Annotated in this window: 23 protein-coding genes and 2 riboswitches; of the genes, 2 read left to right on the top strand and 21 right to left on the bottom strand. The window is 50.9% G+C overall.

Annotated features, from left to right (window positions below; all coding sequences use genetic code 11):
• Positions 1–9 precede the first annotated feature (9 nt).
• Complete coding sequence (locus PVA01S_RS00425) at positions 10–756, top strand: amino acid ABC transporter ATP-binding protein (protein WP_127604278.1); 747 nt, start codon at positions 10–12, stop codon at positions 754–756.
• A gap of 62 nt (positions 757–818) precedes the next feature.
• On the opposite strand, the gene PVA01S_RS00430 is transcribed toward PVA01S_RS00425, so the two are convergent.
• From PVA01S_RS00430 to PVA01S_RS27115, 18 genes are all read right to left on the bottom strand, one after another.
• On the bottom strand, positions 819–2,444 hold the full coding sequence (locus PVA01S_RS00430) for a PucR family transcriptional regulator (RefSeq protein WP_127604280.1): 1,626 nt from the start codon (positions 2,442–2,444) through the stop codon (positions 819–821).
• Positions 2,445–2,495: 51 nt separating this feature from the next.
• Positions 2,496–3,182 carry a cysteine hydrolase family protein gene (locus tag PVA01S_RS00435; protein WP_196426864.1) on the bottom strand — a complete coding sequence of 229 codons (687 nt, stop codon included), beginning with the start codon at positions 3,180–3,182 and terminating at the stop codon, positions 2,496–2,498.
• Between the two features lie 48 nt (positions 3,183–3,230).
• Entirely contained in the window at positions 3,231–3,968 is a 738-nt protein-coding gene (biuH, locus tag PVA01S_RS00440; protein ID WP_236595873.1) for a biuret amidohydrolase, read from the bottom strand.
• A 52-nt stretch (positions 3,969–4,020) separates the two neighbouring features.
• On the bottom strand, positions 4,021–5,187 hold the full coding sequence (locus PVA01S_RS00445; RefSeq protein ID WP_127604282.1) for a BMP family ABC transporter substrate-binding protein: 1,167 nt from the start codon (positions 5,185–5,187) through the stop codon (positions 4,021–4,023).
• A gap of 42 nt (positions 5,188–5,229) precedes the next feature.
• The gene (locus tag PVA01S_RS00450; protein ID WP_127604284.1) at positions 5,230–6,144 is read right to left on the bottom strand and encodes an ABC transporter permease; all 915 of its coding nucleotides are present in this window, start codon (positions 6,142–6,144) and stop codon (positions 5,230–5,232) included.
• Positions 6,141–7,202 carry an ABC transporter permease gene (locus PVA01S_RS00455; protein ID WP_127604286.1) on the bottom strand — a complete coding sequence of 354 codons (1,062 nt, stop codon included), beginning with the start codon at positions 7,200–7,202 and terminating at the stop codon, positions 6,141–6,143. Before PVA01S_RS00455 ends, PVA01S_RS00450 begins: the two co-directional genes overlap by 4 nt.
• Positions 7,199–8,737 (bottom strand): ABC transporter ATP-binding protein, encoded by a 1,539-nt coding sequence (locus PVA01S_RS00460; RefSeq protein WP_164751688.1) that lies wholly within the window; start codon positions 8,735–8,737, stop codon positions 7,199–7,201. Before PVA01S_RS00460 ends, PVA01S_RS00455 begins: the two co-directional genes overlap by 4 nt.
• A 316-nt stretch (positions 8,738–9,053) precedes the next feature.
• Positions 9,054–10,838, bottom strand: coding sequence for an allophanate hydrolase (atzF, locus tag PVA01S_RS00465; protein ID WP_412760922.1), 1,785 nt, complete (start codon positions 10,836–10,838; stop codon positions 9,054–9,056).
• Positions 10,835–11,275, bottom strand: a complete 441-nt coding sequence (locus tag PVA01S_RS00470) for a cupin domain-containing protein (protein ID WP_127604289.1) — start codon at positions 11,273–11,275, stop codon at positions 10,835–10,837. The genes atzF and PVA01S_RS00470 overlap by 4 nt, the downstream gene beginning before the upstream one ends.
• A gap of 39 nt (positions 11,276–11,314) precedes the next feature.
• Positions 11,315–11,998 (bottom strand): biuret amidohydrolase, encoded by a 684-nt coding sequence (biuH, locus tag PVA01S_RS00475; RefSeq protein ID WP_127604291.1) that lies wholly within the window; start codon positions 11,996–11,998, stop codon positions 11,315–11,317.
• A 329-nt stretch (positions 11,999–12,327) separates the two neighbouring features.
• Positions 12,328–12,660 carry a hypothetical protein gene (locus PVA01S_RS00480; RefSeq protein ID WP_127604293.1) on the bottom strand — a complete coding sequence of 111 codons (333 nt, stop codon included), beginning with the start codon at positions 12,658–12,660 and terminating at the stop codon, positions 12,328–12,330.
• 14 nt (positions 12,661–12,674) lie between these two features.
• Positions 12,675–12,896, bottom strand: a complete 222-nt coding sequence (locus PVA01S_RS00485; protein WP_054796705.1) for a hypothetical protein — start codon at positions 12,894–12,896, stop codon at positions 12,675–12,677.
• Positions 12,897–13,050: 154 nt separating this feature from the next.
• Entirely contained in the window at positions 13,051–14,154 is a 1,104-nt protein-coding gene (locus PVA01S_RS00490; protein WP_127604295.1) for a 5-methyltetrahydropteroyltriglutamate--homocysteine S-methyltransferase, read from the bottom strand.
• 187 nt (positions 14,155–14,341) lie between these two features.
• Positions 14,342–14,539: riboswitch (cobalamin riboswitch) on the bottom strand.
• A gap of 93 nt (positions 14,540–14,632) precedes the next feature.
• The gene (locus tag PVA01S_RS00495) at positions 14,633–15,799 is read right to left on the bottom strand and encodes a KamA family radical SAM protein (protein ID WP_127604702.1); all 1,167 of its coding nucleotides are present in this window, start codon (positions 15,797–15,799) and stop codon (positions 14,633–14,635) included.
• A gap of 225 nt (positions 15,800–16,024) precedes the next feature.
• A riboswitch (cyclic di-AMP (ydaO/yuaA leader) is annotated at positions 16,025–16,164 on the bottom strand.
• A 36-nt stretch (positions 16,165–16,200) separates the two neighbouring features.
• Positions 16,201–16,350, bottom strand: a complete 150-nt coding sequence (gene rpmG, locus PVA01S_RS00500; RefSeq protein ID WP_127604297.1) for a 50S ribosomal protein L33 — start codon at positions 16,348–16,350, stop codon at positions 16,201–16,203.
• Positions 16,351–16,377: 27 nt separating this feature from the next.
• Positions 16,378–16,863, bottom strand: coding sequence for a hypothetical protein (locus PVA01S_RS00505; protein ID WP_372813713.1), 486 nt, complete (start codon positions 16,861–16,863; stop codon positions 16,378–16,380).
• Between the two features lie 340 nt (positions 16,864–17,203).
• Positions 17,204–17,680: a ferric iron uptake transcriptional regulator gene (gene fur, locus PVA01S_RS00515; RefSeq protein WP_054796706.1), complete on the bottom strand. Its 477-nt coding sequence runs from the start codon at positions 17,678–17,680 to the stop codon at positions 17,204–17,206.
• Between the two features lie 399 nt (positions 17,681–18,079).
• Entirely contained in the window at positions 18,080–18,148 is a 69-nt protein-coding gene (locus PVA01S_RS27115; RefSeq protein ID WP_269103461.1) for a putative holin-like toxin, read from the bottom strand.
• A gap of 226 nt (positions 18,149–18,374) precedes the next feature.
• Here PVA01S_RS27115 and PVA01S_RS00520 point away from each other — a divergent pair, with 226 nt between their 5' ends.
• On the top strand, positions 18,375–19,463 hold the full coding sequence (locus PVA01S_RS00520) for an NAD(P)-dependent alcohol dehydrogenase (RefSeq protein WP_127604302.1): 1,089 nt from the start codon (positions 18,375–18,377) through the stop codon (positions 19,461–19,463).
• 112 nt (positions 19,464–19,575) lie between these two features.
• On the opposite strand, the gene PVA01S_RS00525 is transcribed toward PVA01S_RS00520, so the two are convergent.
• The 3 genes from PVA01S_RS00525 to PVA01S_RS00535 form a co-directional block, all read right to left on the bottom strand.
• Complete coding sequence (locus PVA01S_RS00525; protein WP_127604304.1) at positions 19,576–22,269, bottom strand: GAP1-N2 domain-containing protein; 2,694 nt, start codon at positions 22,267–22,269, stop codon at positions 19,576–19,578.
• Positions 22,266–23,531: a TRAFAC clade GTPase domain-containing protein gene (locus tag PVA01S_RS00530; RefSeq protein WP_127604306.1), complete on the bottom strand. Its 1,266-nt coding sequence runs from the start codon at positions 23,529–23,531 to the stop codon at positions 22,266–22,268. The genes PVA01S_RS00525 and PVA01S_RS00530 overlap by 4 nt, the downstream gene beginning before the upstream one ends.
• Positions 23,532–23,597: 66 nt before the next feature.
• Positions 23,598–24,233 (bottom strand): hypothetical protein, encoded by a 636-nt coding sequence (locus PVA01S_RS00535; RefSeq protein WP_127604308.1) that lies wholly within the window; start codon positions 24,231–24,233, stop codon positions 23,598–23,600.
• Positions 24,234–24,240: the final 7 nt, after the last annotated feature.

The raw sequence follows: 24,240 nt of genomic DNA on the forward strand, positions 1-24,240 counted from the left end.
ATGGCGAACGTGGCTATCATTGAAGTAACCAACCTCAAAAAATCATTCGGCACGCTGGATGTGCTGAAGCAGATTACATTTCAAGTAAATAAAAACGATGTGGTTGCGGTGATTGGCCCCTCCGGATCCGGGAAAAGCACGATGCTCCGAAGTCTGGTTCATCTCGAACAGATTAATGGCGGCAGCATCAACGTAGCCGGAGACTATCTTGTCAAGGACGGGGTCTACTCCAAGCCTCAGGAGATCAAGCGGATCACCTCCAAGATGGGCATGGTGTTCCAGCATTTCAATCTGTTCCCGCACCTCACGGTCCAGGAAAATCTGGAGCTCGCTCCCAAAATGGTCAAAAGAGAGCCGAGTGCGGAACTTCGCAGACGAAGCACCGGGCTGCTGGAAAAGGTAGGTCTCGCCGAACGGGCGTCGGCTTACCCGGCCAAGCTCTCGGGCGGCCAAAAGCAACGTGTCGCCATTGCCCGGGCGCTAATGATGAATCCCGAGATCCTGGTGTTCGATGAACCCACCTCCGCCCTCGATCCGGAATTGACCGGCGAGGTACTGCAGGTGATGAAGAGTCTCGCCGAAGAGCATATGACGATGATTGTCGTGACGCATGAAATGGGATTCGCCAAGGAAGTGGCCAATCAGGTGATGTTCATGGATCATGGAGAGATCATCGAAACCGGCCATCCGGAGCAGCTCTTTACAACTCCCCGGTTTGACCGAACGAAAGCCTTCCTGAACCGGAGTTGGCAATAGTTCCTCAGGCGCAGCTCTATCGAATGGATAGACTGCGCGCTTTTTTGCATGTCTGCTGCCCTCTATCCATTTAATCCGTCCAATTTGACGGCAATTTGCAGCTGCAGCCTCGTTTCCGGATCATCAAGATGAAATCCCAGCTCGTTGCGTATTCGTTCGATCCGGTAATTGACGGTATTATAGTGAATAAACAAACGCTCCGCAGTTTCTTTTACATTGCAATTACTAAGAAAATAAGTTCGCAATGTTTGTAAAAGCGAGCCTTGATGCTTACGGTCATATTCGATTAGCGGCTGTAAAAAAATTCGCTTATATTCCTCCAGTTCCTCGGTTCCTTGCAAGCGGTACAGCAAAAGATATATGCCTAAATCGCGATAATGAACAATCGCATCATTCACATGGCTTTCACGGCATACTTCCGCTGCGCGTTTGGCTTCGCGAAAGCTGGCCGGTACACCGCTTTGATCTTGAGCCTCCCGGCCCAAGCATAATGTCGCGCGCTTCTCCAGAAGTTTGGGGCGCAGCAGAGACCATACGTCTCCCAGCGCATCTTTTCTCCATTTCTGATCTTTCTCACCGCTGTTTATCAACGTGATAAGGACGACTAAGCTCTCTTCGAGAACCGTCCAAATCATATCTTTTTTACCGGCGGCATCCCAGTTTAATCTTCGGGCTATTTCCTGAAGGTCGCTCACCTCCGGCTTTCGTTCATGAAAGGTTACGACGCCTACCAAAAAGGACGATCCCTCGATGAACGGGCGTCCGCATGCTTCTGCCCTCATCCGCAAATCCGCGGGGGAAACGATGCGCCCGGCTATCCAATCCTGCAGAAATTGGTCGATATACTTGGCCTCAATTTTCTTCCTGACTTGCGAGTTGTTTATTTCAAAGCCGATTAGCTCGCTGGCCCAGTTCATCGTCAACGTATCGACAATTCCGTATTCGCTTTGCTGCTCCAGCATCAGCAAAAGAGACGGCTGCTGCACTTGTCCATCGGGCACCGATGTAATGTATACGCGAATCATTTGCTCCCCTGCCTGGATGAAACTGGTTTCAAGGGTTCGGTCCTCCCTGAGTCTCTCCCATCCGGCCTCGTCTACCTGCCTGCATAAATGCTCAGCTGAAGGTGAAGCCATCCAGCGATTGCCCGGGTCCAGCAATACAACCGGGTTTTGAATGAGAAGCTGCAGATGGTGTAAAAACGCATGAAGCCCATCCCCGTGCAATAGCACTTGGGACAGGCGTTGGACCCGGCTTTGAAGAAGCGTTAGCTGTCTTACTTCCGTGACGAGAACGCGTTCCATCACTTCGCGGACAACATCGGAGAATGCGGTATCCGGGGGAAGCTCGATTAAGGGGAGTCCATGAAACTCGGCGGCCTTCACAGCCGAGTCGGGCACGGTGTCTATAAATCGTTTCGTCTTGATGCCCAGAGCGACTACGCCCTTTTGCACAAGCTGCTCAATTAAGGTGACAAACAATTCCGGATTATGTTTTAAGGGATACCCCGTTGTCATTAAGAACTCGCCAGGCTTTACCCAATTAATCACATCGGGAACTTCCATCACATTGATTCTGCTTATCGTCTGCTCCAAGCCGGACCGTCCCCCAAGAAGAACAGCCTCCTTGAAATGAGGGATCGAGAAAAGATCTTTTACAGTAAAGCCGTACACAGCTTCCTTTTCCATCGTTTATTCCTCCCGGTGCGCACTTCGTGTCTGTTTTCAATGCAGTCGTTGTCAAGCGTTTCGCAGGCTTTTTACAACCGGCTCCGACATCGACGTCCACCCGAAAATTCCGCCCTGCTGCCAAATCATCCGCAGTGCAGCCGCATGATCTTCAGGATCAAAGGCGGCTGTTGCATCTTCCAGCACAAGACATTCATACCCCCGGTCATTCGCTTCCCGAAGTGTGGTATGCACACAAACATGTGTCGTGACCCCGCATAAAATTAACGCTTCTATCCGGTTTTCTTCAAGAATCGCTTGTAAATCCGTTTGAAAAAACGCTCCTTTTCCAGGCTTGTCGATTATGATCTCCCCCGCTTCGGGGGTGAGTTCGGGAACGATAGCATGTCCCCTTTCTCCACGAATCAGAATTCGCCCCATCGGTCCCTCGTCTCCAATCCCGGCCCCCTGTCTCCGGCTCCGCCTAAGCTTGGACGGCGGACAATCGGACAAATCGGGCAGATGCCCCTCCCGGGTATGAACGATCATCAGGCCGGCGAATCTGGCAGCGGCCATGACGCGCGAGATGACCGGGATAATGGACCGTGTGGACGAAATATCATTTCCAAGCCGTTCCCCAAAACCTCCCGGTGCGCAAAAATCATTCTGCATGTCAATGACGACAAGAGCTGTCCGGTCGGGACGAAACACAAACGGATACGGCAGGGACTCATTCAGCGTTAGGGTTGGTTTCATCATTTGATTTCCCTCGTCTCCGGCAATTTTTGAATGCAGGCGAACCAATGCTCAGTTCGAGTTATGCAGATGAAGCCTGAGGAGCGTGCCGATTAATTTATCCGAACTGGACACCGCCCCAAAAACACCGCCTTGCATCGTCGCCATTTTCAGCGCAGCCACATGGTTGCCTACATCGGTTGCGCCGGTACAATCCTCCAGTATCAAGCATTCATACCCGCGATCATTGGCTTCCCGCATCGTGGTATGAACGCCGACGTCCGTGGTGATTCCGGTGAGAATCAGATGCGTAATTCCGCGCGATCTCAGAATCAGATCAAGATCCGTGGCGAAAAAACCGCCCTTGCCGGGCTTATCCACAACAATCTCATCCGGCAAGGGGGTAAGTTCCGTCACAATCCGCCAACCGGGCTCGTCTCTTACCAAGATTCGGCCCGAGGGGCCGACGCTTCCGATCTCCGCACCCGCTCTCCGGCTGCGCCACCGTTTATTGTCCGGTAAATCGGAAAGGTCCGGCCGGTGTCCTTCCCTGGTAAAAACGACGGTGAATTCGGGGATGGACCGAACGACCTCAAGCAATCTGCGGATCGGATCAATCGTACGCGCCGTTAAATGCGGGTCGTACCCCATCCGTTCTACATAGCCGCCTCTTCCGCAAAAATCATTTTGCATATCAATGACTAGCAGCGCTGTTTTCCGGGGGACAAGCTCCCCGTCATAAGGCCATGAATAAGGATAAGACGGAACGGTTATTCTACCTGATTGTCCTTGTTGTCTATGCCATTTCAAATTCGCCGCACGCTCCTTACCCGGGCCTGACGATACAAATGGTTTACGGTGCTCATTTCGGTATATTTCCGAGGACGCCCTTCACTAAATAATCGGCGGCTTCCAATTTTTCAACGGGCGGTATTTCTCCTTCCTTGATTTGAATTTTGCCCGATTGATCTTCAATAGGCCCTTTGAACGGCTGCAGCGTACCGTCAAGCAATTCCGTTTTTTTCGTTTCCACAAACTTTTTCACATCATCCGGAACCCCCGCACCGAGCGCTGTCATTTGAACGACGTTGTCTTTCAAGGTTCCACGATATTTACCTTCGTACTTGCTGCCTTTAAATTTACCGTCGACAGCGGTTTTCACCATATCTACGAATAAATCCGGCCAGTTCCATACAGATCCGGTAATCCATCCTTTCGGCGCCAGAGAGGAAGCGTCCGCATGATAGCCAACCGACATGACGCCTCTGCGTTCGGCGGTTTCGATGATCGTTTTGGTACAATCTTGATGCTGCGTCAATACATCTACACCGTTGTCGATCAGCGAGTTGGCCGCATTCGCCTGCTGTCCCGGATCACACCAGCTTCCCGTAAAGACAACCGATGTCGTCGCATCCGGATTTACCGATTTGGCTCCAAGCTCAAAAGCATTTACGTTCAGCAGCACCTGAGGAATCGGAACGGAAACGATATAACCCAATTTCCCTGTTTTGGACATTTTGCCCGCTGCAACGCCGGCAAGATAAATCGGCTCCCAGATCGTACCGAAATAGGTACCCAAATTGTCCGCCGTTTTCAGACCCCCCTGATGAAAGAAAGCAACTTCGGGATGGCGCTTGGCCACGTTCAGCGCAGGATCAAGGTGTCCGTAAGAGGTCGGGAAAATAATTTTGGCCCCTTCCTGGATCATCTGCTCCATGACCCGCTCAGCCTCTGCCGTCTCAGGGACATTCTCGGCCCGCAGCACTTTTAAATCCGGGAACGCCTTTTGGACCGCTTCACTGCCCAGATAAGCCGCCTGGTTATACCCGTAATCATCACGCGCGCCTACGAAGATGAAACCGACAGCAGTCCCGCCTGTTCCCGGAGTGACGGAGCTGGTGCTTTTGGCGGCTTCCGCCCCGCTGCCGCTAGTTGGCGCTTGATTCGATCCGGGTTGGCTGCAGCCGGCCAAAAGAATGACAGAAGCCAGCGTTAATGCCAAAAAGCTCTTCATTTTGTTCCATTTCATGTGTGATTCCCTCCATTTTTATATATAAATTCAAGTGAAACCTTATGACCCGGCCGAGTTTCCGGTAAATACTTTACCCAGAGCCTCAGGGGTTTGGCTTCGCTGTCGAAGCTCCACAACCAGCAGAGCCGCAAGGGTCAGCAGATAAGGCAGCATGAACAGGAAGAACGGAGAAATCGGCAGCTGCGTCTGCTGAACGGTAAGCTGCAGAGCTTGAGCGGCACCGAACAAATAAGCGCCGAGCATCGCCCTTGCCGGCTTCCAGGAAGCGAAGATCACAAGCGCGACCGCTACAACGCCCCGCCCTTGCACCATATTCTCCACCCAACTGTGGGTATAAGCTACCGAAAGCTGAGCGCCGCCTATGCCGGCCAAAAAACCTCCGGCCAATACGGCTGCATACCGGACCAGCTTCGGATTGAATCCGTTGGCAAAGAGCACTTCCTCTCTTTCGCCGGCAGCTCTGAGAATGACTCCAAGCCGGGTACGAAACAACAAATACCATAACAAAGGCACTAGAACTATGGATAGATAAGTTAACGGATCATGATTGAATAAAATCTGGCCCAGAAACGGAATATCCGATAAGTAAGGGATAGGTATCGGATTAAAACCGACGATTTGCTTGCTGACAAATCCCCGTCCAAAAAACGAAGTAAGCCCCATACCGAAAAACATGATCGTTAGTCCGGTCGCCAGCTGATTGGCATGGCAGGTGAGAACCAGAAAGGCGTGGATTGCAGAGATGAGCAAGCCGCATAATCCGCCTGCCAGCGTACCGAGCCACGGGTTGCCGGTCCAAGCCGTAACCGCGAATCCTCCGAGTGCCCCTGCAAGCATGGAGCCTTCCGTCCCCAGATTGATCACGCCGGCACGTTCCGAGATCAATTCCCCTTGGCTTGCCAGCATGACAGATGTTCCCGAACGAAATGCCCCTGTCAAAATATCCGCTATCATTTATTCAACCTCCTTCCACTGCCGAGCAGAAAGAACAGAACCAGCGCCATCAAAATATAGACCGAAGAAGATGGAAGTCCGGAACCAATCTCAAGCGAGTTGCCGGCAACGCTGATCATCCCGAGCACAAACGCCGAAACGATAAGACGCAGCGGGTGATTCCAGGCCATCCAGGCGGCCAAGAAGCCAAGATACCCGTAATTGACCCCTGTCGCTGGGCGAAGGCGGCCTTCAATACCTGCAATTTCAATCATCCCGGCTATACCCGCCAAAGCGCCCCCGGCAATCAGCACCCAAAAAAACATCTTGTTCACCTTAAAGCCGGCGCGCTCCGCAGCAAAGATGTTACCGCCAAGCACCCGAATACGGAAGCCGAGCTGCGTCTTCGCCAAGACGAACCAAACGACTGCCGCCAGAACAAACGCGATTGCAATGCCTGCATGAAGCCTCGTGCCATCCATAACCGGCAGCCGCAAGGAAGGCGCAATCTCGGGGGAAAAGGGCCAATTGAACGATTTCGGATCTTTTAATAATCCGTGTACAAAGAATCCGACGGTAAAGGAGGCGACGTAATTCAACAGCAGGCTGGTGATCGTTTCATTAAGCTTACCCTTGACCTTAAGAATAGCCGTGACTCCAGCCCAGACCGCCCCTCCCAGAGCGCCGGCGGCGAGCATTAGCATTAGGCCAGCCCAGGCCGGGAAATGGTCAAGATAAAACACGGCAAACCATGTGGAAAACAGAGCACCGATCGCAAGTTGTCCTTCTCCTCCCACATTAATCAAACCCGCTTTGGCCGGTAAGGCTGCGGCAAGGCCCGTCAAAATGAACGGCGTTGCCTTCAGCAATACTTCGCCAAAGCCATAGGCGCTCCCGAATGTGGAACGAACCATCGAAACGTACAATTGCACCGGGTTTACACCGAAAAACAACAGGAACGCGCCAAAGATCATAAAAGGAACGATCAATACACCGACCTGAAATGCGAACAGCTTTAATTTGCCGCCGAGCGAAAAGGACCGCCCGGGTAATGCAACCGTATCCGCTTGCTGCTTCATGCCAATTCTCCTTTCAACATGCGGGAGCCGATTTCTGATGCATCGGTTTCCGACGGACGATAAGGCCCGCGCAATTGTTTGCCGGAAAGAACAACCAGCCTGTCCGATAATTTGAACAATTCATCCAAATCCTCCGAAAACAGTAATACAGCCGTTCCTCTCTCCGCTAATGTGATCAACTGCTGTTGGATCGTACGCGTCGTTCCTATGTCCAGTCCCCGGCTGGGGTAACTGATGATCAGGATTTTGGGCTTTCTGATCAGGGCTCTGGAAAGCACCATTCGCTGCACATTTCCTCCGGAAAGCTGATCCGCGCGCCGATCGGCAGCCGCCAACGCGAGGGCCCGGGCCTCCTCACTACCCTCCAGCAAGCTTCGGACATGCTGCCAATCGATACCGGCTCCTTTAGGCTTCATCGGAATTCCATCCAAGACCATATGCTCAAGTATAGTAAAACCCGGGATCACCGATTCCTTGAGCGGATCCTCAGAGACGAAGCTGACCCCGGCCTCCATAAACGCTTTTGTGCCGCCTTCTAACTCTTTCCCGTCAACCGTAAGCCTGCCGGACGTTAAATGACGCAGACCGAACAGCACTTCGGCCAATTCCCGTTGTCCGCTCCCGGAAATTCCAGCTACACCGGTAATTTCCCCCTGTCTTAAAGTCAATTGAATATCCTTAAGCACCGTTTCGCCATGGTTTCCCAGGATAGTCCCGCGTTCGATTTGAAGCACCACCGGGTTTTCCCGTGCGGCATCTTGGGTTTGCTTGTTCACTGGCTTCAGCGTCTTGGCCCCCATCATTGCCGCAATCAGCACATTCCCATCCAATCCGTCTTCGCGGCTCGCCGTATAGGTGATTTGACCGCTGCGCAGAACGCTTACCTGATCTGCGCAAGCCAGAACTTCATTAATCTTATGTGTAATGAGCAGAATGCCGTATCCGTCTTGTCTAAGCAAACCCAGCATCTGAAGGAAGGCTTCCACTTCTTGAGGCACAAGCACACTGGTCGGTTCGTCAAAAATAATCACGCGCGTTCCGGGAATCAGCAGCACCTTCACGATTTCAAGACGCTGGCGTTGACCTAAATCAAGCTGCCATACATGCGCATCGGGATCAACCGATAATCCGTACTTTTCGGAAATTCCCAGAATGCTGTCACGAAGCTGCTTTCTCCGAAGGCGCCAACCACCACTCGACATGGCAAGTGCGATATTATCCAATACAGTCATTGCCGGAATCAGACGAAAATCCTGAAACACCATGCCAATGCCTTTTGCCTTCGCCTTAAGGGGAGGATGCAATGAAACGGCTTCGCCATCCATATAAATGGCGCCTGCATCGGGGGCATATACCCCGTACAGCATTTTCATTAAAGTGCTTTTACCCGCGCCGTTCTCTCCAAGAATGGCGTGAATAGAGCCTTGTTTCACCTCCAGATTGATGTCTTTATTGACAACCAGCGAACCAAAACGTTTGGTTAAGCCTTCGGTCCGTAACAGATAGAAATCGGCGGTATCCCGAGAATGATTCATCTTCCAACCCACCTTAAATATGTTATATATCATAACATTAAAATGAATGATTAATTTACATTAATTATTATAATACCTTTCAATCGCTTTATCTTTATGAATTTGTTACAAAATCAACAATTATTTTTTAGTGATTTTTTATAAAAATAACATATATATAACATATAATTTCAATAAAATCCCATTTTAAATGTCAGGTTTGGGGCTTTACCGTTAAAAAAAACTGTCTCTCCAGCTCCAAAGCTCACTTTTGAGACAGCCTTTCATGTTATGTTATACGGCAAAAACTGCCGCTCCTATCCATCCATTCCCGCAGCTATACCGCTTCAACGGCATTACGCCAACCTCCATAGCTCGTTATATCTACGGCCTCTGCCGCGGCATAAGCTTCGCAAATGAATCCTGGAACCTCCACTCCATCCAGCAGCTCGATTTTCCCGATCCCAAGCGGAGCAGGTATGGCTGCGGCAAAAGCACCGAAACGGTCCTTGGGCATTTCCCACAATTCCAATCGAATGGAAGCCCCTCCCTGCTCTTTCCTGATCAAACCCGGTTTGGCAGGATCCGTCGGCAGCTTGATCATTTGATATTTCGCCGCCGTTGCGGCATCACGTACAAAACGCGCACCAAACTCCTTCATTTGCTTTTCCAACGGATACCCGCGCATATGAAGGCCGCAAACGGCGACAGGAACCATATCCCGGGAGACGGGTTTCAACTCCGTCGTCAAGCCAACTCCTGCCAGATTGGCAGAGGAATCGGCAAAACAAGCAGCGGCGCCGCATATCAGCGCTTCGTTCTCCGCGAGCGCAAACATTGTGATTCCAAACGGTGTATTCGGCGCGGCGTCTTCCGCCGGCACAGCAACCGCACAAAGATCAAGCAAGTTACAATGATTGGTATAAAGCCCCATAGCACTGTTTGCCGTAATCGGGTTGTTCCTTACTTCTTGAAGAGTCCATGTCCCTGCGCAAGTCGGCAAGATCAGAACGGCGTCTGCCAACCATCTTCTTACTTCAAGCTTATGGGCCTGCAGCGTATGCCAGGCTTTAAACAACGAAGCGGCACTGTAATCCGTTGTCGCACCTGAGCGCAAAATTTGTTCCGTCACCGGCAGAGCGCTGCCCGGATGCGCTTCGACGAAATCGCCTAATCCGGCCCACCGCTCAGCGACAAACGGTCCGTCGTACAACAGCGCCGACGTTTGAGATAGCTTGCTTGTATCCGTATATTCGACGGGGATGCCCAGCTTCTTCAATCTTTCTACAGCCAAATCCCAAGCTTGGCTGTACTCGTTCGCAAAGGTTCCGAAAAAATTCAGCGGCTCTTTAGGCAAATAAATTTTTCGAGGGAGCGCAGGCGTCGGAGCCGGAAAGCTTCGTGACCAAGGACTCGCATGATCAACGCCCCGCGCTACAGCATCTACCGCGAGCGCGTCTTCCAAACTGTGCGCAAGCACCGAAACACAGTCCAAGCCGGCGCAGGCCGGAACAACGCCTTTTGTCGACCACGCTCCCAGCGTCGGCTTATAACCGACAAGCCTGTTCAAGGCAGCCGGTACACGTCCTGACCCCGCAGTATCCGTCCCCAGAGCGAAAGCTGCATGACCGCGCGCTACAGCAACTGCGGAACCTGAGCTTGAACCCCCGCTGATCAGTTCTCCACGCAAGGCGTTTTTTGTCTCGCCGTAAGGACTTCTTACTCCCACCAAACCGGTTGCGAATTGATCCAGGTTCGCTTTGCCGACGGGAATAGCTCCAGCTTCAATTAATCGTTCTACAACGGTCGCATGTTCTGTCGGCGTATATTCAAAATCCGGGCAACCCGCCGTTGTCGGTACATGCGCCAAGTCAATATTGTCTTTGATCGCAAAAGGAATCCCCCACAGCGGCGCTTGTCCCTTGTCCAAAAGCTTCAGACGGTCCAAGTAAGGCTGAATCATCTTCATGCTGGGCGGCGTAATCCATATATTCATTTCCGCATCTTCGGCGGCCCGGTTTATAATTTCATTCACAACTTCTTCAGGACTCCAAACATTGTTTTGATACATTTCCCGTAACCAAGAAATCGACAATTCTCTCGGAAGCATGCGGGTGTTCATCCATTATCACCATCCTTTTTTGTAACATCCTTTACCAAGTGCGTGTTAAAAAATTGATTCGGCGGCACAGCTTCCTCAACCGGCAGGAAGATACTGATTTGCTCCGACGGAACGATATCGTCGTTAAGTACGGAGTGTACGGTTCCTGCCGGAACGTGAAAGGTATCCCCGGCCTGATAGTTTTTCCACTCCCCATTACACAGCAGCTTTACTTTCCCAACCGTAATATGGATGATTTCCGCTACATCATGATAATGCGGGAGCACCTGTCCGCCCGGACCGATTTTTTCCCAGAGGATGGAGCTGGTCCTTATTCCCAGCCCATCCGCCTGCTGTGCATTCAAGATTTCCCGGTGATACAGCTCTCTGTGGTTGGGCATTAGCTCCCATTCCATCTCATCGCCAACAATAACTTTGGTTTCATTTCCCGTGATCATGTGATGTCCTCCTCAACGATAGATAGCCGAATTGTCCGTTTAGAAATGCTCCAACGCTTTCAGCACCCGGGAAGAGTCGGATACACTGCCGAAAACCCCACCCTGCATCGTTACCATTTTGAGAGCCGCCTGATGATTGCCGATATCCGTCGCCCCGGTGCAATCTTCCAAAATCAAACATTCATAACCTCTGTCGTTCGCTTCCCGCATCGTCGTATGCACACATACATCGGTGGTAATGCCAGTTAAAATCAAATGTGTAATGCCTTTGTTTTTCAAAATCAAATCCAGGTCCGTCGCATAAAAACTTCCTTTGCCGGGCTTGTCGATCACCGGTTCCCCTTCCAAAGGCTTTAGTTCTTCAATAATGTTCCAGCCCGGCTCCCCCCGAACAAGAATACGGCCCGCGGGCCCGGGAGAACCGATCTCCGCACCAATCTGTTTACTTCGCCATCTTTTGTTCGCAGGAAGATCGGAAAGATCGGGCTTATGCCCTTCCCGCGTATGAATGACCGTAAAACCTGGAATTTTCCGTACCCTCTCCAACAGCGCTTGAATAGGCTGAATGGCTCTTGCCGTCAAGGAAATGTCATAGCCCATCCGATCCACATACCCCCCTTTTCCACAAAAATCGATTTGCATATCGATGATGACAAGTGCCGTTTTCTCCGGCACAATCTTCCCGTCAAACGGCCAGTTGTACGGGTTCGCTTCCACTTGCATAAAATCACATCCCTTTCTCCCTGCTTAAACGATGATATATAACTTAACAAATGTTTGGGAAAAGGTTGTTAATGTATGATCCCCGTCCCTTATTGTTATATTATATGACGTAAAAAACCTGATTTCATTATCATCATTCAACAATTAATGTGGATTTTTATTGTGTCTTTTTAACAAAAAACGATTGATTATAAATATTGTGTCATTTTTTATTACATTGAAATCGTTTGTAAAATCATATGTGCAAAAAAAATAGACCTTTTTCCGGATATTCCGGAATAGAGTCTACTGCTTGTTTTTAACGCTTTCCTGACTAAAAAAGAGGGACCCTAGTCCCTCTTTCCGGTTAAAGATTGATTCAAAATTTGCATTTTTTCAATTTGATCTTTCGTTTCCTTCGTCCCTAGAGCGTGAATTTTTCGATAGATTTCTTGTAAGGCCATATCGTATCCGACGTTGGCCTGGTCGTAATGATAAGGAATGCCTGCCGCATGCGCTCTCCAAAAAGTGTCTATCTCGAAATCTTCCTCGACTTCAAACAACTCCTGAAGCTGCTTAATTTCTTCGTCGGTTGCCTCGATTTCTAATTCATAGGCGGCATCGCCTTGATTAGACATGATCGACCTGGATTGAACCGATACATAATACTTATTTCTCTCCATGTTAGTCCTCCGCGTTAATAAAAATAATACATCCAAATAGCGGCTCCGATCGCAAGAACAATCGGAAACAGCACATAAGCTATCATCATGGGGTTAGCGATGAAGTAATGCTTGACTGAAGTGGGATTCACTCCTTTATCCATTTCTTTGGTTCGCTGCCTCCGGATCAATACAATGGAAGCGATCAAAGAAATAACGATGATCAAGTAAGCCAAAGAAAGCAAAATTTTCAACATCGCATTATCGGACTCCTTAATTTAAAATTATTGTTATTTATTTTTCGTTAAAGAGATAAAAATTATGATTGACGGTTGACTCCTCAACCGGACTATTATTTGGAAAAAAATAAAAAACCTTGATTTCTCAAGGTTTTGTCACACCATTCCCGTATTAATTCCAAACGTCTTGTGCAATATTAACGACAAGACGTATTTTGTCCCACTGCTCCTCTTCCGTGAGAAGATTGCCTTCTTCCGTTGAAGCAAAACCGCATTGGGGGCTTAAGCAGAGCTGATCCAAGCTTACATACTGGGCAGCTTCATGAATTCTTGCTTTGATACGCTCCGGATTTTCCAGTTCACCGAATTTGGACGTGATTAATCCTAATACAAGTTGGATATCCTTTCTATTTACATGACGTAAAGGTTCAAATCCGCCGGATCGCTCATCATCAAATTCTAAAAACAGTCCGTCTACCTTGAGTTTGCCAAAAATAAATTCGGATACGCGATCATACCCGCCACTGGCCACATAAGTAGATTTAAAATTGCCCCTGCATATGTGCATCGTAATCTTCATATCTTCCGGCTTATTGGCTATCGATTCGTTAATAGCCCTGGTGAACAGCTGTGCTAATTGTTCCGCAGAAAAGCCTCTTGCCGCAATTTGTTCCTGACCTTTCTCGGAGAAAAATACGGACCACGAGGTATCATCCAATTGTAAATAGCGGCAACCGGCATCGTAGAAAGCCTGAATCGCTTTTTGATAAGCTGTGATCAAATCATTAAAAAATTCATCATAATTCGGATAAACGTCTTCTTCAATATGCCCTCTAAAAAATAACATGTTCGGACTAGGAATTGTAAATTTAGCAACATGATTGCCTGCAATTTGATGAAGGAATTTATAATCCTCGATCATAGGATGGTTATGAAAATCTACTTTACCTGTTACTTTCACTCCGTGAGCTTTGGTTTGAACACCCTGAAATTGAATCCCTTGCTCCGTTTCATAGAGCTCAACACCAACAAGCTGCGATAGAAAATCGAAATGCCACCAAGCGCGTCGAAACTCACCGTCCGTCACAGCGGCCAAGCCCAATTTTTTTTGCATGTCAACAAGCCGGACGATTTCTTCATCTTCAATGATACGCAATTGCTCTGCTGTAATTTCCCCATTTTGCTTTTGTAAACGCGCTTGTTTAAGTCGCTCCGGTCTTAAAAAACTACCTACATGATCTGCCCGGAATGGTCCTTTAGCCAGTACTGCCGTCATTTTGCACATCTCCTCTTCTAAAATAGGATGTAGTGAAGCCGGATTCACTCCACATAGGATGATCCAAATGAAAAACCATGCAAAAAAGACATCTTCACCTCAACAAAAAGAAGGAAAAGATGCCTATGATTGCATGCGAACAAGCAGCGGCCCGTCATTAACACTTTCCTATCTTCCGTAGGTTGAAGCAGTGTTGTCAGAACAGGCAGGTCTCCTGGCTCCGGAATTCACATCATCAGCGGCCTTCCCGATCCACGTTTATCAAGATCAGTGGCAGTATAGCTGAGACTCCTCCGTTACAGTGGCGGGACCGCGTCGGCTTTGCACCGGACTTCCCTATTAAGCTTTAGCTATGGCTAGAGCACCTTGTTCCCACAGGTTTTCAGTTGTAATTAATTAAGATCTTATCCTATTATCCTGTTTATATCAAGTTAGAATATAGCACAGCGATGCTTTATTACATGACTTATGTGGTTGTTCATCTAGCATGCGCTCGCGGCAGATCAGGGAGCTCATTCACCGAAATAACTTCATCGGTTTTCTTTTGGGGCTTCTGCCAATATTGATCGCTACCTGGCAGATCATCGAACCATGCCGCATCTTCAGGGCAATCCAACACCATGAACTTGCCGTATTCGTTATCCCGCGACTGGTGATATTTCAGATAGGCCTTTCCGTTATCAATAGCCAGAATTTCGATTTTGCCGGAGGTGTGACTCATGGATAGACGCACCCTTTTACCTAAGCCTGAAGTGCGCGCCTTGGCTTCTTCCACGATTCGGTACACTTGCTGCAGCGGCAGAACGAACTCGCGATTGCCGGCCACCGGACGATTGACGAAGAAATAATAGGGGGTTACGCCGGCCCATGACAGCTTATCCAGCAGCTCTGCCAATCGTTCGGGGTTATCGTTGATCCCTCTAAGAATAGGCGTCTGATTGACAACAATAGCGCCGGCTTGATGAAGAGCTTCAAAGCCTTTCTTGGCTTCGGCGGTAATCTCGCGAGGATGATTGATATGCGCCATCACATAAATCCGCTGGTTTACGCTTGAATGACGGCGGATGACTTCCAGCAATCGTTCGTCTTCATAAATCCGCATCGGATTAAAAACAGGTATTTTCGAACCGAGCCGTATAATTTTAACATGGTCGATTTCTCTTAACCGGCTCAGGATGCTTTCCAATTTGGCTGTTGCCAGAATCAAGCTATCTCCTCCGGTAAGCAGCACGTTGTTAATTTCCGGATGACTCGCAATGTAGGCTAGACCGGGATCCATATCTTTCGTCGCTTCATGAACGTCATTGCGAAAGAGTCGCTTCCGGAAACAATATCGGCAGTATGCACCGCATACTTCAGAAACCAGCAAGAGAGCCGTAGTCCGATATTTGTGCTGGCAGCCCGGCACTACGTAATTGGTATCCTCATCGGAGGCATCCCAGCGCCCATATTCGGATAACTCCCCTTCATTAGGGATGACCAGCTTTCGGATCGGATCTTCAGGATCGTCCCAATCAATCAGGTTCAAATAATAGTCGTTCACCCGAAATACAAACTTATCTGTAATCGGTTTAAGCTTCTTTCTTTCATCCTCAGGAATTTCCAGTATCTTATCAATATCCGTTATATATTTCGGCTGTGTCATATTTGCTCCTCCTACTACGAGTTTTTTCAAACCACAGACCTGATCTGTTCCCTCCTTTTCCTGGAATAAACGATTTGTGCTTTCTTTTAACAAGTAAAACAAAAAAGACCCGATCGAGACGAACGATATCGCAGCATGGCGATAACCGATCGTCATTCGAAGGGTCTTCAAACAAACAAAAAGACCCTGATCTCGGGTCAATAGATGCAGGTTAATGCATGTAGAAACTTGACCCATCTCCTGCTGACGAGGTTAGCTGCCGGGCTCGGGAAAGATGGTTCCCTACATCGTTACATGATTCGCCCCAATTACATTGGTTCCCCCGCTTTCCGATTCGAAAACCGGAAATTAAGCGTACGTTTATGATATACAAACATTTTTGATAAGTCAAGGAAATATGTTTATCTGGTTTCCCGATGTAAGGTGTGTCTTTGGAGACGCGGACAATATTTGCGCATTTCCAATCGTCCGGTTTGATTCTTTTTGTTTTTTGTCGTCGTATAGTTACGATCTCCCGTTTCCGTGCAAGCCAATGTTACGATTACCCTCATCCTGTTCACCTCCTCTACAGTTGCCAATTACCTTGATTGCTCGTCCTCAAGCTCAGCGAATATTTCCGCGCATCGTTGCATCAGCAAGCAGAAAGAACGGTTGTGTCCGATAAAAAATGAAGAAAGATCGTACCGGTTCCGGCGCGGCTCCCATGTTACAAGCAGACGGTGTCTCATCCGTGTCAGGGCCAGCTGTACGAATCGATCCGCTGTCGCCGAGCCGGTGATGGTTATATACGCATAGAGCGAATGATCTTCAGGTTCATCCAATAAACTTACGCCCGCGCAAGAAAATTCCGTCTGGATGCGCGTCCGCTTAAGGAGGGTAAGAGCCATAAGCAGTTCGGCATCAACCGGGGTGTTCCCCAAAATAACGGTTTGTTTGGGACGCTTTCTTGGCTTCGCCCGCTGCACCCAACAGGCCAATTCCTGTTCCCGGCGTTGCCATTGTGTCTGGGAGTGATGACTAATGATCGTCTCATCATCGTTTTGTGTGCTCTTCTTCAATATCACACCCCCCCATGTAAACCGCTATAAACCCAGCACGCAGGGTTAGGGCACAATTCCCTGACCGGATGTTAGCATTTTTGTCACTACAACTTGGACCGGGGCCGTTCACGACAATAATATTTGTAATTTTTACGATTACTTCACATCATACCTTAACCTTAACGGCCAGTCAACTGCGAAGCTTGAAGTTTTTACCTCGCCGACGAGTTTAGGCTGATTTTGCCAGCTCCATAGATCCTCTCGGTCTTCCGGTAACTTCGCAACGGTTATGCAGGCGGGTCTTCTCCTGCACAACAAAAAGAAGTCTTTCCAAGATCGAAAGACTCCCCGTCAGCAAGGCATTTTAAGATATTGCCTTGCTTGCTCTTTTACATTCGCTACTTTTGCAGGTGTGATAGGTGCCCATGAAGTCGAGACGATGATCCGTTACTTTAAAGCCATATTCTTGTTGAAGTCGATTCTCCAATTCAAGCAGCCAATCGTCTTTGATTTCCTTGAGCGCCCCGCATACCGTGCAAATCAAATGATGGTGCATATGCGTATGTTCTTCGCTGCGGAGGTCGAAGCGGGCAACCCCGTCTCCGAAGTTCATCTTCTCCACGATATGAAGCTCGGCCAGCAGCTCCAACGTCCGGTATACAGTAGCCAGGCCGATATCGGGATATTTGTCTTTCACGAGCATATACACATCCTCGGCGCTCAGATGTTCCTGCTCATTCTCCAATAAAACCCGAACCGTCGCTTCGCGCTGGGGGGTTAATTTATAGTTGCTGCTCCTCAACTGCCGATTGATTTTGTCGAGTTGTTCCAATACCATCATGGATGCACTCTCCTTTAGTCTCGACGCGCGTAAATTTTTTTATTGTCCGCGAAATGAATCTCACTATTTATAATTATTCTAATCTTATCGCAATTCTAAGTAAGAAGCAATGGAATTGATTATTCAATTGTCCGCATGAGGCGGAAGATGACAAACACATCGGTCGAACATCATCGCAGCGAGAGCCCCGATTCAGTCCGCTGCATCATCTACAATAATCCGTTGTTCGGTCATGGTAACTAATAATTGCTGGGATGCTCATCATATGTTATGATTTATTTAATAAAGACCAAGTGCTGCTAACACTTGGCCTCGTACAATTGGCTTGGATGGGATTCCCTTCTGAGCTCTCGAAAGACAAAGACCCACCTTCCGCGTTGCCAAACTTGGGGTGGGTTTTTACTTTCTCTTGTTGTTATTACTGATGTATGTTAAAAGAGCAATAATAAACATGCCAAACAGAAACATGATCGTTATGGGTCACAGAACATTTCGAGTTTTCATAGAATCCTTGGAAATACCGGGTAGTCTCTGCTATGAGAGATTTTCAAGATCGCTCAAGAAAAAAGCTGGTTCAATAAGTATCAAACAACTTTAAGAAGGACATAATCATTTTTGAATGAAATCTTGAATGCCGGTTTTGGTTACCCTATGTTCCTTATTTAATGAAATATGAATTTCAGGAGGGAAAAAAATGAAAATAAAAGCTGCAGTTACTCATAGTATGGGAGAAGAATTTAAAATTGAAGAAGTGGAATTATCCGATCCTAAGGCAAATGAGGTACTAATTAAAGTTGTTGCTTCTGGTGTATGTCATACGGATGCAGTTGCTCGCGATATAGGGTTATCCCCATTTCCAGCCGTATTTGGACATGAGGGTTCCGGGATTGTAGAAAAAGTAGGGGAAGGTGTCAGAACCGTCCAACCAGGAGATCATGTTGTATTATCTTATGCATCTTGCGGGCACTGTGAAAATTGTTTGACAGGCCATCCATCTGTTTGTGTGGATTTTAACGCATTAAACTTTGGCGGCAAAATGGAAGATGGTACACACCGTTTACATCAACATCATCATGAACTTTCTACTTTTTTTGGACAGTCTTCATTCGGTACTTATGCCATAGCAAATGAGAGAAACGTAGTAAAAGTGGACAAAGATGTTGATATAGCCTTATTAGGCCCATTAGGCTGCGGTATTCAAACAGGTAGTGGAACCGTGTTAAACAAACTAAGACCGCCTTTTGGCAGTTCTATTGCTATTTATGGTACGGGTGCGGTAGGTTTGAGTGCTATCATGGCAGCTAAAATAGTTGGATGTAAACATATAATTGCCATTGATATCCATGAAAGCCGCTTGGAGCTTGCTAAAGAATTGGGAGCTACCTATGTAATCAACAGTAAACATGCGGACGTTGTTAAAGAGATTAAGGAAGTTACCAAAGGTGGAACCCACTATGGCATTGACACTACAGGTGTTCCTATTGTGGTGCGTCAAGGTCTGCAAGCACTGCGTCCGCTTGGTCAACTAGCGATTGTAGGGGTCACCCCTGAGATGAATATCAATGTTCATGAAGAAATTATGGCAGAAGGAAAAACAATGGTAGGAGTCATTGAAGGCGACGCTGTACCTCAATTGTTCATTCCTGAATTGGTTGAGTACTACAAAAAAGGAATGTTTCCGTTTGATAAATTGGTCAAATTCTATGATTTCACTCAAATTAATGATGCATTTGAAGATTCAAAAAAAGGGGTAGCTATCAAACCCATTTTGAAAATTAGCTGAAGCAGGAACTCAGCTATTACTTGACACCGTCACATAAAAAGACGGTGTTTAACAGGACCGATAGCAGTGACAAGAAGGGGCCGCTCGCGCAGCCCCTTCTTGTCATACCGTCCTACCGGCCGCCGCTGTTGATGCCGCTCGGCGGAGCGGCAGGCAGCTTAGGACCGATCGGCGACTCCAGCACGATCGTCTTCTGAACCGGCTCGCTGCTGCCGCCGTACTTGTTTTCCGCCCTCACGGTAATGACGTTCGAGCCGGACGAGAGCACAATGTCTCGACTGACGCTGCTCTTGCCGGCCAGCTCGCCATTGATATAAATGCCCGGCGAGCGGTCGTAACCATCCGTGGCTTGCGCCTTCAGCGTCACAATGCCTGATGTCGTCCGCTCCGGCAGCTCATCGACTTGAAGCTCCGGAATCGGCTCGATGAAGAACGCCACGACCGGCTTCCAGGCGAGAAGCAGCGTGATCAACGCTGCCGTCCCGACAATCGCCGCAAGCAGCGTCGATTTCTTCCTGCGCAGCGCGAAACGCTGCCACGCGGGAGCCTGCCGCTTCCGGATATCGCGGAACAGCGCGGCAAATGCAGCATTCGGCACGGCCATCAGCCGCTGCCGGACCTGCTTCTGACGCATCGCTCCCTTGTCGTACCGATCGAAATAGCGGTTCAGCGCAGCCCGGTAATGCGGATCGATTCCGCCCCGCGCTCCCGGGAAGCGTTCTTCCGCAGCGCTCCACTCGATGAAATCGTACACCGTCTCTTTGCCGCCTTGTGCCGCCAAGTAATCGAGCAAGGAATCGAAATCGTACGATCCGCGGCTTCCGGACACCCCGTCTCCGCCCTGATAGAAGCCGAAGGCGATGCGTGAAAATACGGAGCGAGACAGGCCGTCGTCCCACGCGCTGCGAAGGAAGGCTTGCGCCCGTTCCAATTCCAGCGGTCCAAGCTTGGCAAGCCAGGCCTCCGCTTGGGCCTCACCGCCGCGTTCCAGGGTCAGCACGCGGTACACCGCCGCCCACAATTCAAGCGTCAGCCGATGGCCCTTCGTCAGGTGAGGCAGAAGCTCAGGAGCCGGCGGGTCCAGCATGAAGCCCAATCGGACCAAATCGTCCGCCCCCAGCTCGCTTAGTGGCACCTCTTCCAGCAACCCCAGCTGAATTTCCAGCTTCATCAGCTCTCCGTAATCCACGTAACGCTGCAGGCCTTCCCGTTCGGCCAGTTCGTCGAAGAAGCGGAACAGCGCCGAGGCCGTCTCGGTCTTCCGTGCCGGCGATTCCTTGCCGAGCAGCCGCTTGACGGCTGTCAGCGTCTCGCCGGCGAGGAAAGTCACCGGCAGCGCACCCGCATAGGCCAGCCAGAATGTCAGCACCGTCTGCAAGGCGCGAGCCCCCTCGGCCCGTTCCAGCGCGAACGTTGCGCAGCGCTCGGCCGTTCGCGGAGACAGTCCGCAGAGCTCGCGGAATACGGCCCGGAACGTCTCCGGCCGCTGCTGCACCGGCTCCAACAGCGGAGCGGCAGCGCGAATATCCCCGCCTGCCGCCGCCCGCAGCACGTATAACGCCAGCGCGCGGCAAAGCAGGGCCCGTTCGCCGCGTTCCAAGCAGGCTTCGCAGCCCAGCATCGCTTCGATCTGCGCCCGGTCGGCGATGCGCTTGACGTCGGCAGTCTCCAGGCGCAGCAGCCGGACGAGCAGCTCGCGGAGCCGCGGCTTGCCGCGACCGGCTCCCGGCCCGCTGCTATATACGCCGAGCGCCTTCCACACGCCGACACGGTCGGCGTCGTACAAGGCGTCTTCGCCCTGCTCGATGCCGAACAGCACGGACAGCTCGTCGTACGCCGGCAAGGAAAGCGACTGCACCGCATCCTGCCCGAGCAGCGCCTCCTCGCAGAACGCGAACAGCTCCTGCAAACGCTCAGCCTCCTTGCGCAGCGTCCATATCGTATCGAGCAGTCTGCGCGCCGTCCCTGCCGACTCGGCCCCCGTCGTCTTCCCGGCCGGCAGCTCGAACAGCATGTCCCGTTCGAGCTGCCGGTCTGCTTGGCGCAGCGCCCCTTTCTCCAGAAACGTCACATGAATATGCTGTTTCCCTTCCGGTTCTCCCGCAAAGGTCAACACGCCCAGTCGTCGCCGGAACGCGTAAGGCAGACAATCGAACAGGAGCCTCATCAACTGCCGGGCGTCCGGTTCCGCCTGCGCCGCCTCGGCGTCCAGCACGACGTACACCTTCCGCCGGTTCGTTACGGATACCATCAGCGACGCGAGCAGCTGTTCGAACACCTCTTGCGTGAGGCCGAAACGGGCCAGCAGCCGATCCGTCTCCACCCGCTTCCCCGCTTCCGAATGGCCGTAAACGGCGGATGGATCGTGAATCTCCGGCAAGCTTTTGCCCTGCGCGATATCGTAGGAAGTCGCAAAGCCCCCTAACACAAACAGGCGTTCGGGATGGCGCAGCCATTCATCCTTCCGTTCGGAAGGCACGACGTATTGATGGGTGAAAAACGCGCTCCGCTGTCCGGTGAAATCGGAGGACGTATAGACCGTTTGCCCGATCACCAGGTCGCCGTTGTCCGCATGATACACGGACAGCGCCGCCGGGTACGCCGCTTCCGATGGCCCGTCCCCCGATTCCGGCAGGTCGCGAGGACCCTTGTAGAAGCAGTACGGATGCAGCGCGTTTTTGATGAAGGCCGGGTCAAGACCGGGCGACACGGCTACCGTATCGAAGCCTTCGTTCGTTCGAAAGACGCCTTCCCGCTCCCGCGTAAAATAATGCTGTTGAATGCTGCGATGCGGATTTGCATTCACGGGGCATCTCTCCTGTCGATATAATCGAGCTGGTTCAACAGCCAGATGAACGGCTCGTCCACCCGTATCGGGCTAATCACGCCATGCACGCGCCGGTTCACCGGGTTCGAACCGAGCGCCGATACGGCAAAGTATGCCGTATTGCGGAAATAAACGTCGACCGCATCCTTGAACGGCCGGTCCACCTTTTCGAGGAAACGCCGGATTTCGCCGTTAATATTCTCGAATTCCGTACGGTCGAGATAGCCCCGGTGCCTCACATCGCGGAACACGTTGCTGTTCGGCCGGATGTAGTCGCTGTCCTCCTCCTGTAAATACTGCAGCATATCGCTCTTGGTCAGCACGATGGCCGTCGGAATGTCCGTCTTGCCGCTTTGCTGGTGCGAGATGAAGTTTTCGTACAGGGAAATGACGACTTCCCGGGGCTCGTCGTATCGTCCCGCGAACTCCCCTTCCTCCCCGCCGAGGTTCAGGCGGATTTTGTCGCGGATCGTGCGTACCTGCAGCGGGTCCACGAGAAACAAAATACCCGACGAGTTCTGGATATGCGCCGCATAAATGTCCAGGTAGTCGCGCTCGACCATGCCTTCGCCCGCCACATCGAAAAAAACAAGCAGCAGCGGAGGCTTCGATTCGTCCTTGAACACGAATTGAAAAATAAACGGCTCCTGCTGCTCGTTCGGGTTGGTCGACGCTAGCATGCTGCCGCGCTCAAAGATCGGCTCGTGGTAATTGTGCCGGAACTTGCGGGAGATGTCTGCGCTCAGCGGCATGCAGGCTGCCTGAAAGTGCGCCGCTGTCTCCGTTTGCAGCGTATGGATCAGCGACGTCATATAGACCGACTTGCCCACCTGCGACGCGCCTACGATCGAGATGATGTTGCTCGGCACCTGCCCGGCCGTAATCGGCAGCTCGTTGTGGCAGCTCGGACACAGCCGTCGGCGCGTCGTCACGCCGTAACGGTCCGTCACCGCGACCAGCACCTGCCCGGCATAGATCCGGTTTTCCTCCGGAATCAACTCGGGATCGACGATCGCTTCCATGTCGGGCAGGGCGAGCCGGAACTTGCGGCGCCATGCGTTGAGGCGCTCGTCCTCCTGCAGGGCGAACTCGTCATCGTTCTCCTTGACGTGCGCAGCGCGGAACACCACATCCGACGGCTCGCATTTGGCAAAGCAGTACGGACACACGATGCTGTAATACGGCGGCCGTTCCTTCACGGGCGCTTTCTTATCGAATATGCTCTTGAAAAAGTCCAGCATGCACGTTCCTCCTTAACTCCTTCTCCCCGGTTTGCTTACACGCAAAGCCTGCTGAGCTTCGGGTACTTACTCCGGGACGACCTCGAATTGGTCCCCATACGTTCTTCCGTCGGTCAAAAAAATCCGCACCTGATCGCGGCGTCCGACCTCGATCTCCGGCAGCTCCGACCTTCCCGCCGGCAAATCGCGAAGCAGCGGGTACCTTGTGCCGTCATCCGCGTGCAGCGGCACGGCATCCTGCTTCTTGACATAACAGAGCGCTTCCTTCGGAACCGGTATTTCACAGTGCAGCCGGATGCGCACGGAACGGTGCTTGGCAAACCAGCCCAGTCCGTACTGAATCGAGTAGCGGACTTTGGCGCGCCCCCCGCTGACGCGGGCGAGATTGTCCCCGTCCGCTTGGCGCAGCGCCACCAGCTGTCCTTCCTCCATCAAGCAAGGATAGATGCGGAAATACCGGGCTCCGATGAAATCGGCGGGCAGCCGGTACCCGCCGCGAACTTTGTATTCTTCACGCGTATACAGCTTCATGCGGCGCTCGTCCGGCTGCTCGCCGGACTCTTCTTCCCCGGGACCGAAGCTGTAAATTTGCACATATTGAATGTCTGCCGGCCACTGCCAGGTCACCAGACATTCCCCTTCTGCAAGCCGCGAGGCGGCCTTCATGATGCGATGCCGCTCTTCCGCCGTTGTCCACAACATCGGCCGT

Origin of the sequence: Paenibacillus validus NBRC 15382, from assembly GCF_004000985.1 — a bacterium.
Taxonomy (GTDB): Bacteria; Bacillota; Bacilli; order Paenibacillales; family NBRC-103111; genus Paenibacillus_G; species Paenibacillus_G validus.

Bases quoted from the DNA above. Each gene is read 5' to 3' on its own strand.
- PVA01S_RS00430 (WP_127604280.1), bottom strand. From the start codon at position 2,444: ATGGAAAAGGAAGCTGTGTACGGCTTTACTGTAAAAGATCTTTTCTCG.
- PVA01S_RS00435 (WP_196426864.1), bottom strand. From the start codon at position 3,182: ATGATGAAACCAACCCTAACGCTGAATGAGTCCCTGCCGTATCCGTTT.
- PVA01S_RS00445 (WP_127604282.1), bottom strand. From the start codon at position 5,187: ATGAAATGGAACAAAATGAAGAGCTTTTTGGCATTAACGCTGGCTTCT.
- PVA01S_RS00450 (WP_127604284.1), bottom strand. From the start codon at position 6,144: ATGATAGCGGATATTTTGACAGGGGCATTTCGTTCGGGAACATCTGTC.
- PVA01S_RS00455 (WP_127604286.1), bottom strand. From the start codon at position 7,202: ATGAAGCAGCAAGCGGATACGGTTGCATTACCCGGGCGGTCCTTTTCG.
- PVA01S_RS00460 (WP_164751688.1), bottom strand. From the start codon at position 8,737: ATGAATCATTCTCGGGATACCGCCGATTTCTATCTGTTACGGACCGAA.
- atzF (WP_412760922.1), bottom strand. From the start codon at position 10,838: ATGAACACCCGCATGCTTCCGAGAGAATTGTCGATTTCTTGGTTACGG.
- PVA01S_RS00470 (WP_127604289.1), bottom strand. From the start codon at position 11,275: ATGATCACGGGAAATGAAACCAAAGTTATTGTTGGCGATGAGATGGAA.
- biuH (WP_127604291.1), bottom strand. From the start codon at position 11,998: ATGCAAGTGGAAGCGAACCCGTACAACTGGCCGTTTGACGGGAAGATT.
- PVA01S_RS00480 (WP_127604293.1), bottom strand. From the start codon at position 12,660: ATGGAGAGAAATAAGTATTATGTATCGGTTCAATCCAGGTCGATCATG.
- PVA01S_RS00485 (WP_054796705.1), bottom strand. From the start codon at position 12,896: ATGTTGAAAATTTTGCTTTCTTTGGCTTACTTGATCATCGTTATTTCT.
- PVA01S_RS00490 (WP_127604295.1), bottom strand. From the start codon at position 14,154: ATGACGGCAGTACTGGCTAAAGGACCATTCCGGGCAGATCATGTAGGT.
- PVA01S_RS00495 (WP_127604702.1), bottom strand. From the start codon at position 15,799: ATGACACAGCCGAAATATATAACGGATATTGATAAGATACTGGAAATT.
- rpmG (WP_127604297.1), bottom strand. From the start codon at position 16,350: ATGAGGGTAATCGTAACATTGGCTTGCACGGAAACGGGAGATCGTAAC.
- fur (WP_054796706.1), bottom strand. From the start codon at position 17,680: ATGATGGTATTGGAACAACTCGACAAAATCAATCGGCAGTTGAGGAGC.
- PVA01S_RS00520 (WP_127604302.1), top strand. From the start codon at position 18,375: ATGAAAATAAAAGCTGCAGTTACTCATAGTATGGGAGAAGAATTTAAA.
- PVA01S_RS00530 (WP_127604306.1), bottom strand. From the start codon at position 23,531: ATGCTGGACTTTTTCAAGAGCATATTCGATAAGAAAGCGCCCGTGAAG.
- PVA01S_RS00535 (WP_127604308.1), bottom strand. From the start codon at position 24,233: ATGTTGTGGACAACGGCGGAAGAGCGGCATCGCATCATGAAGGCCGCC.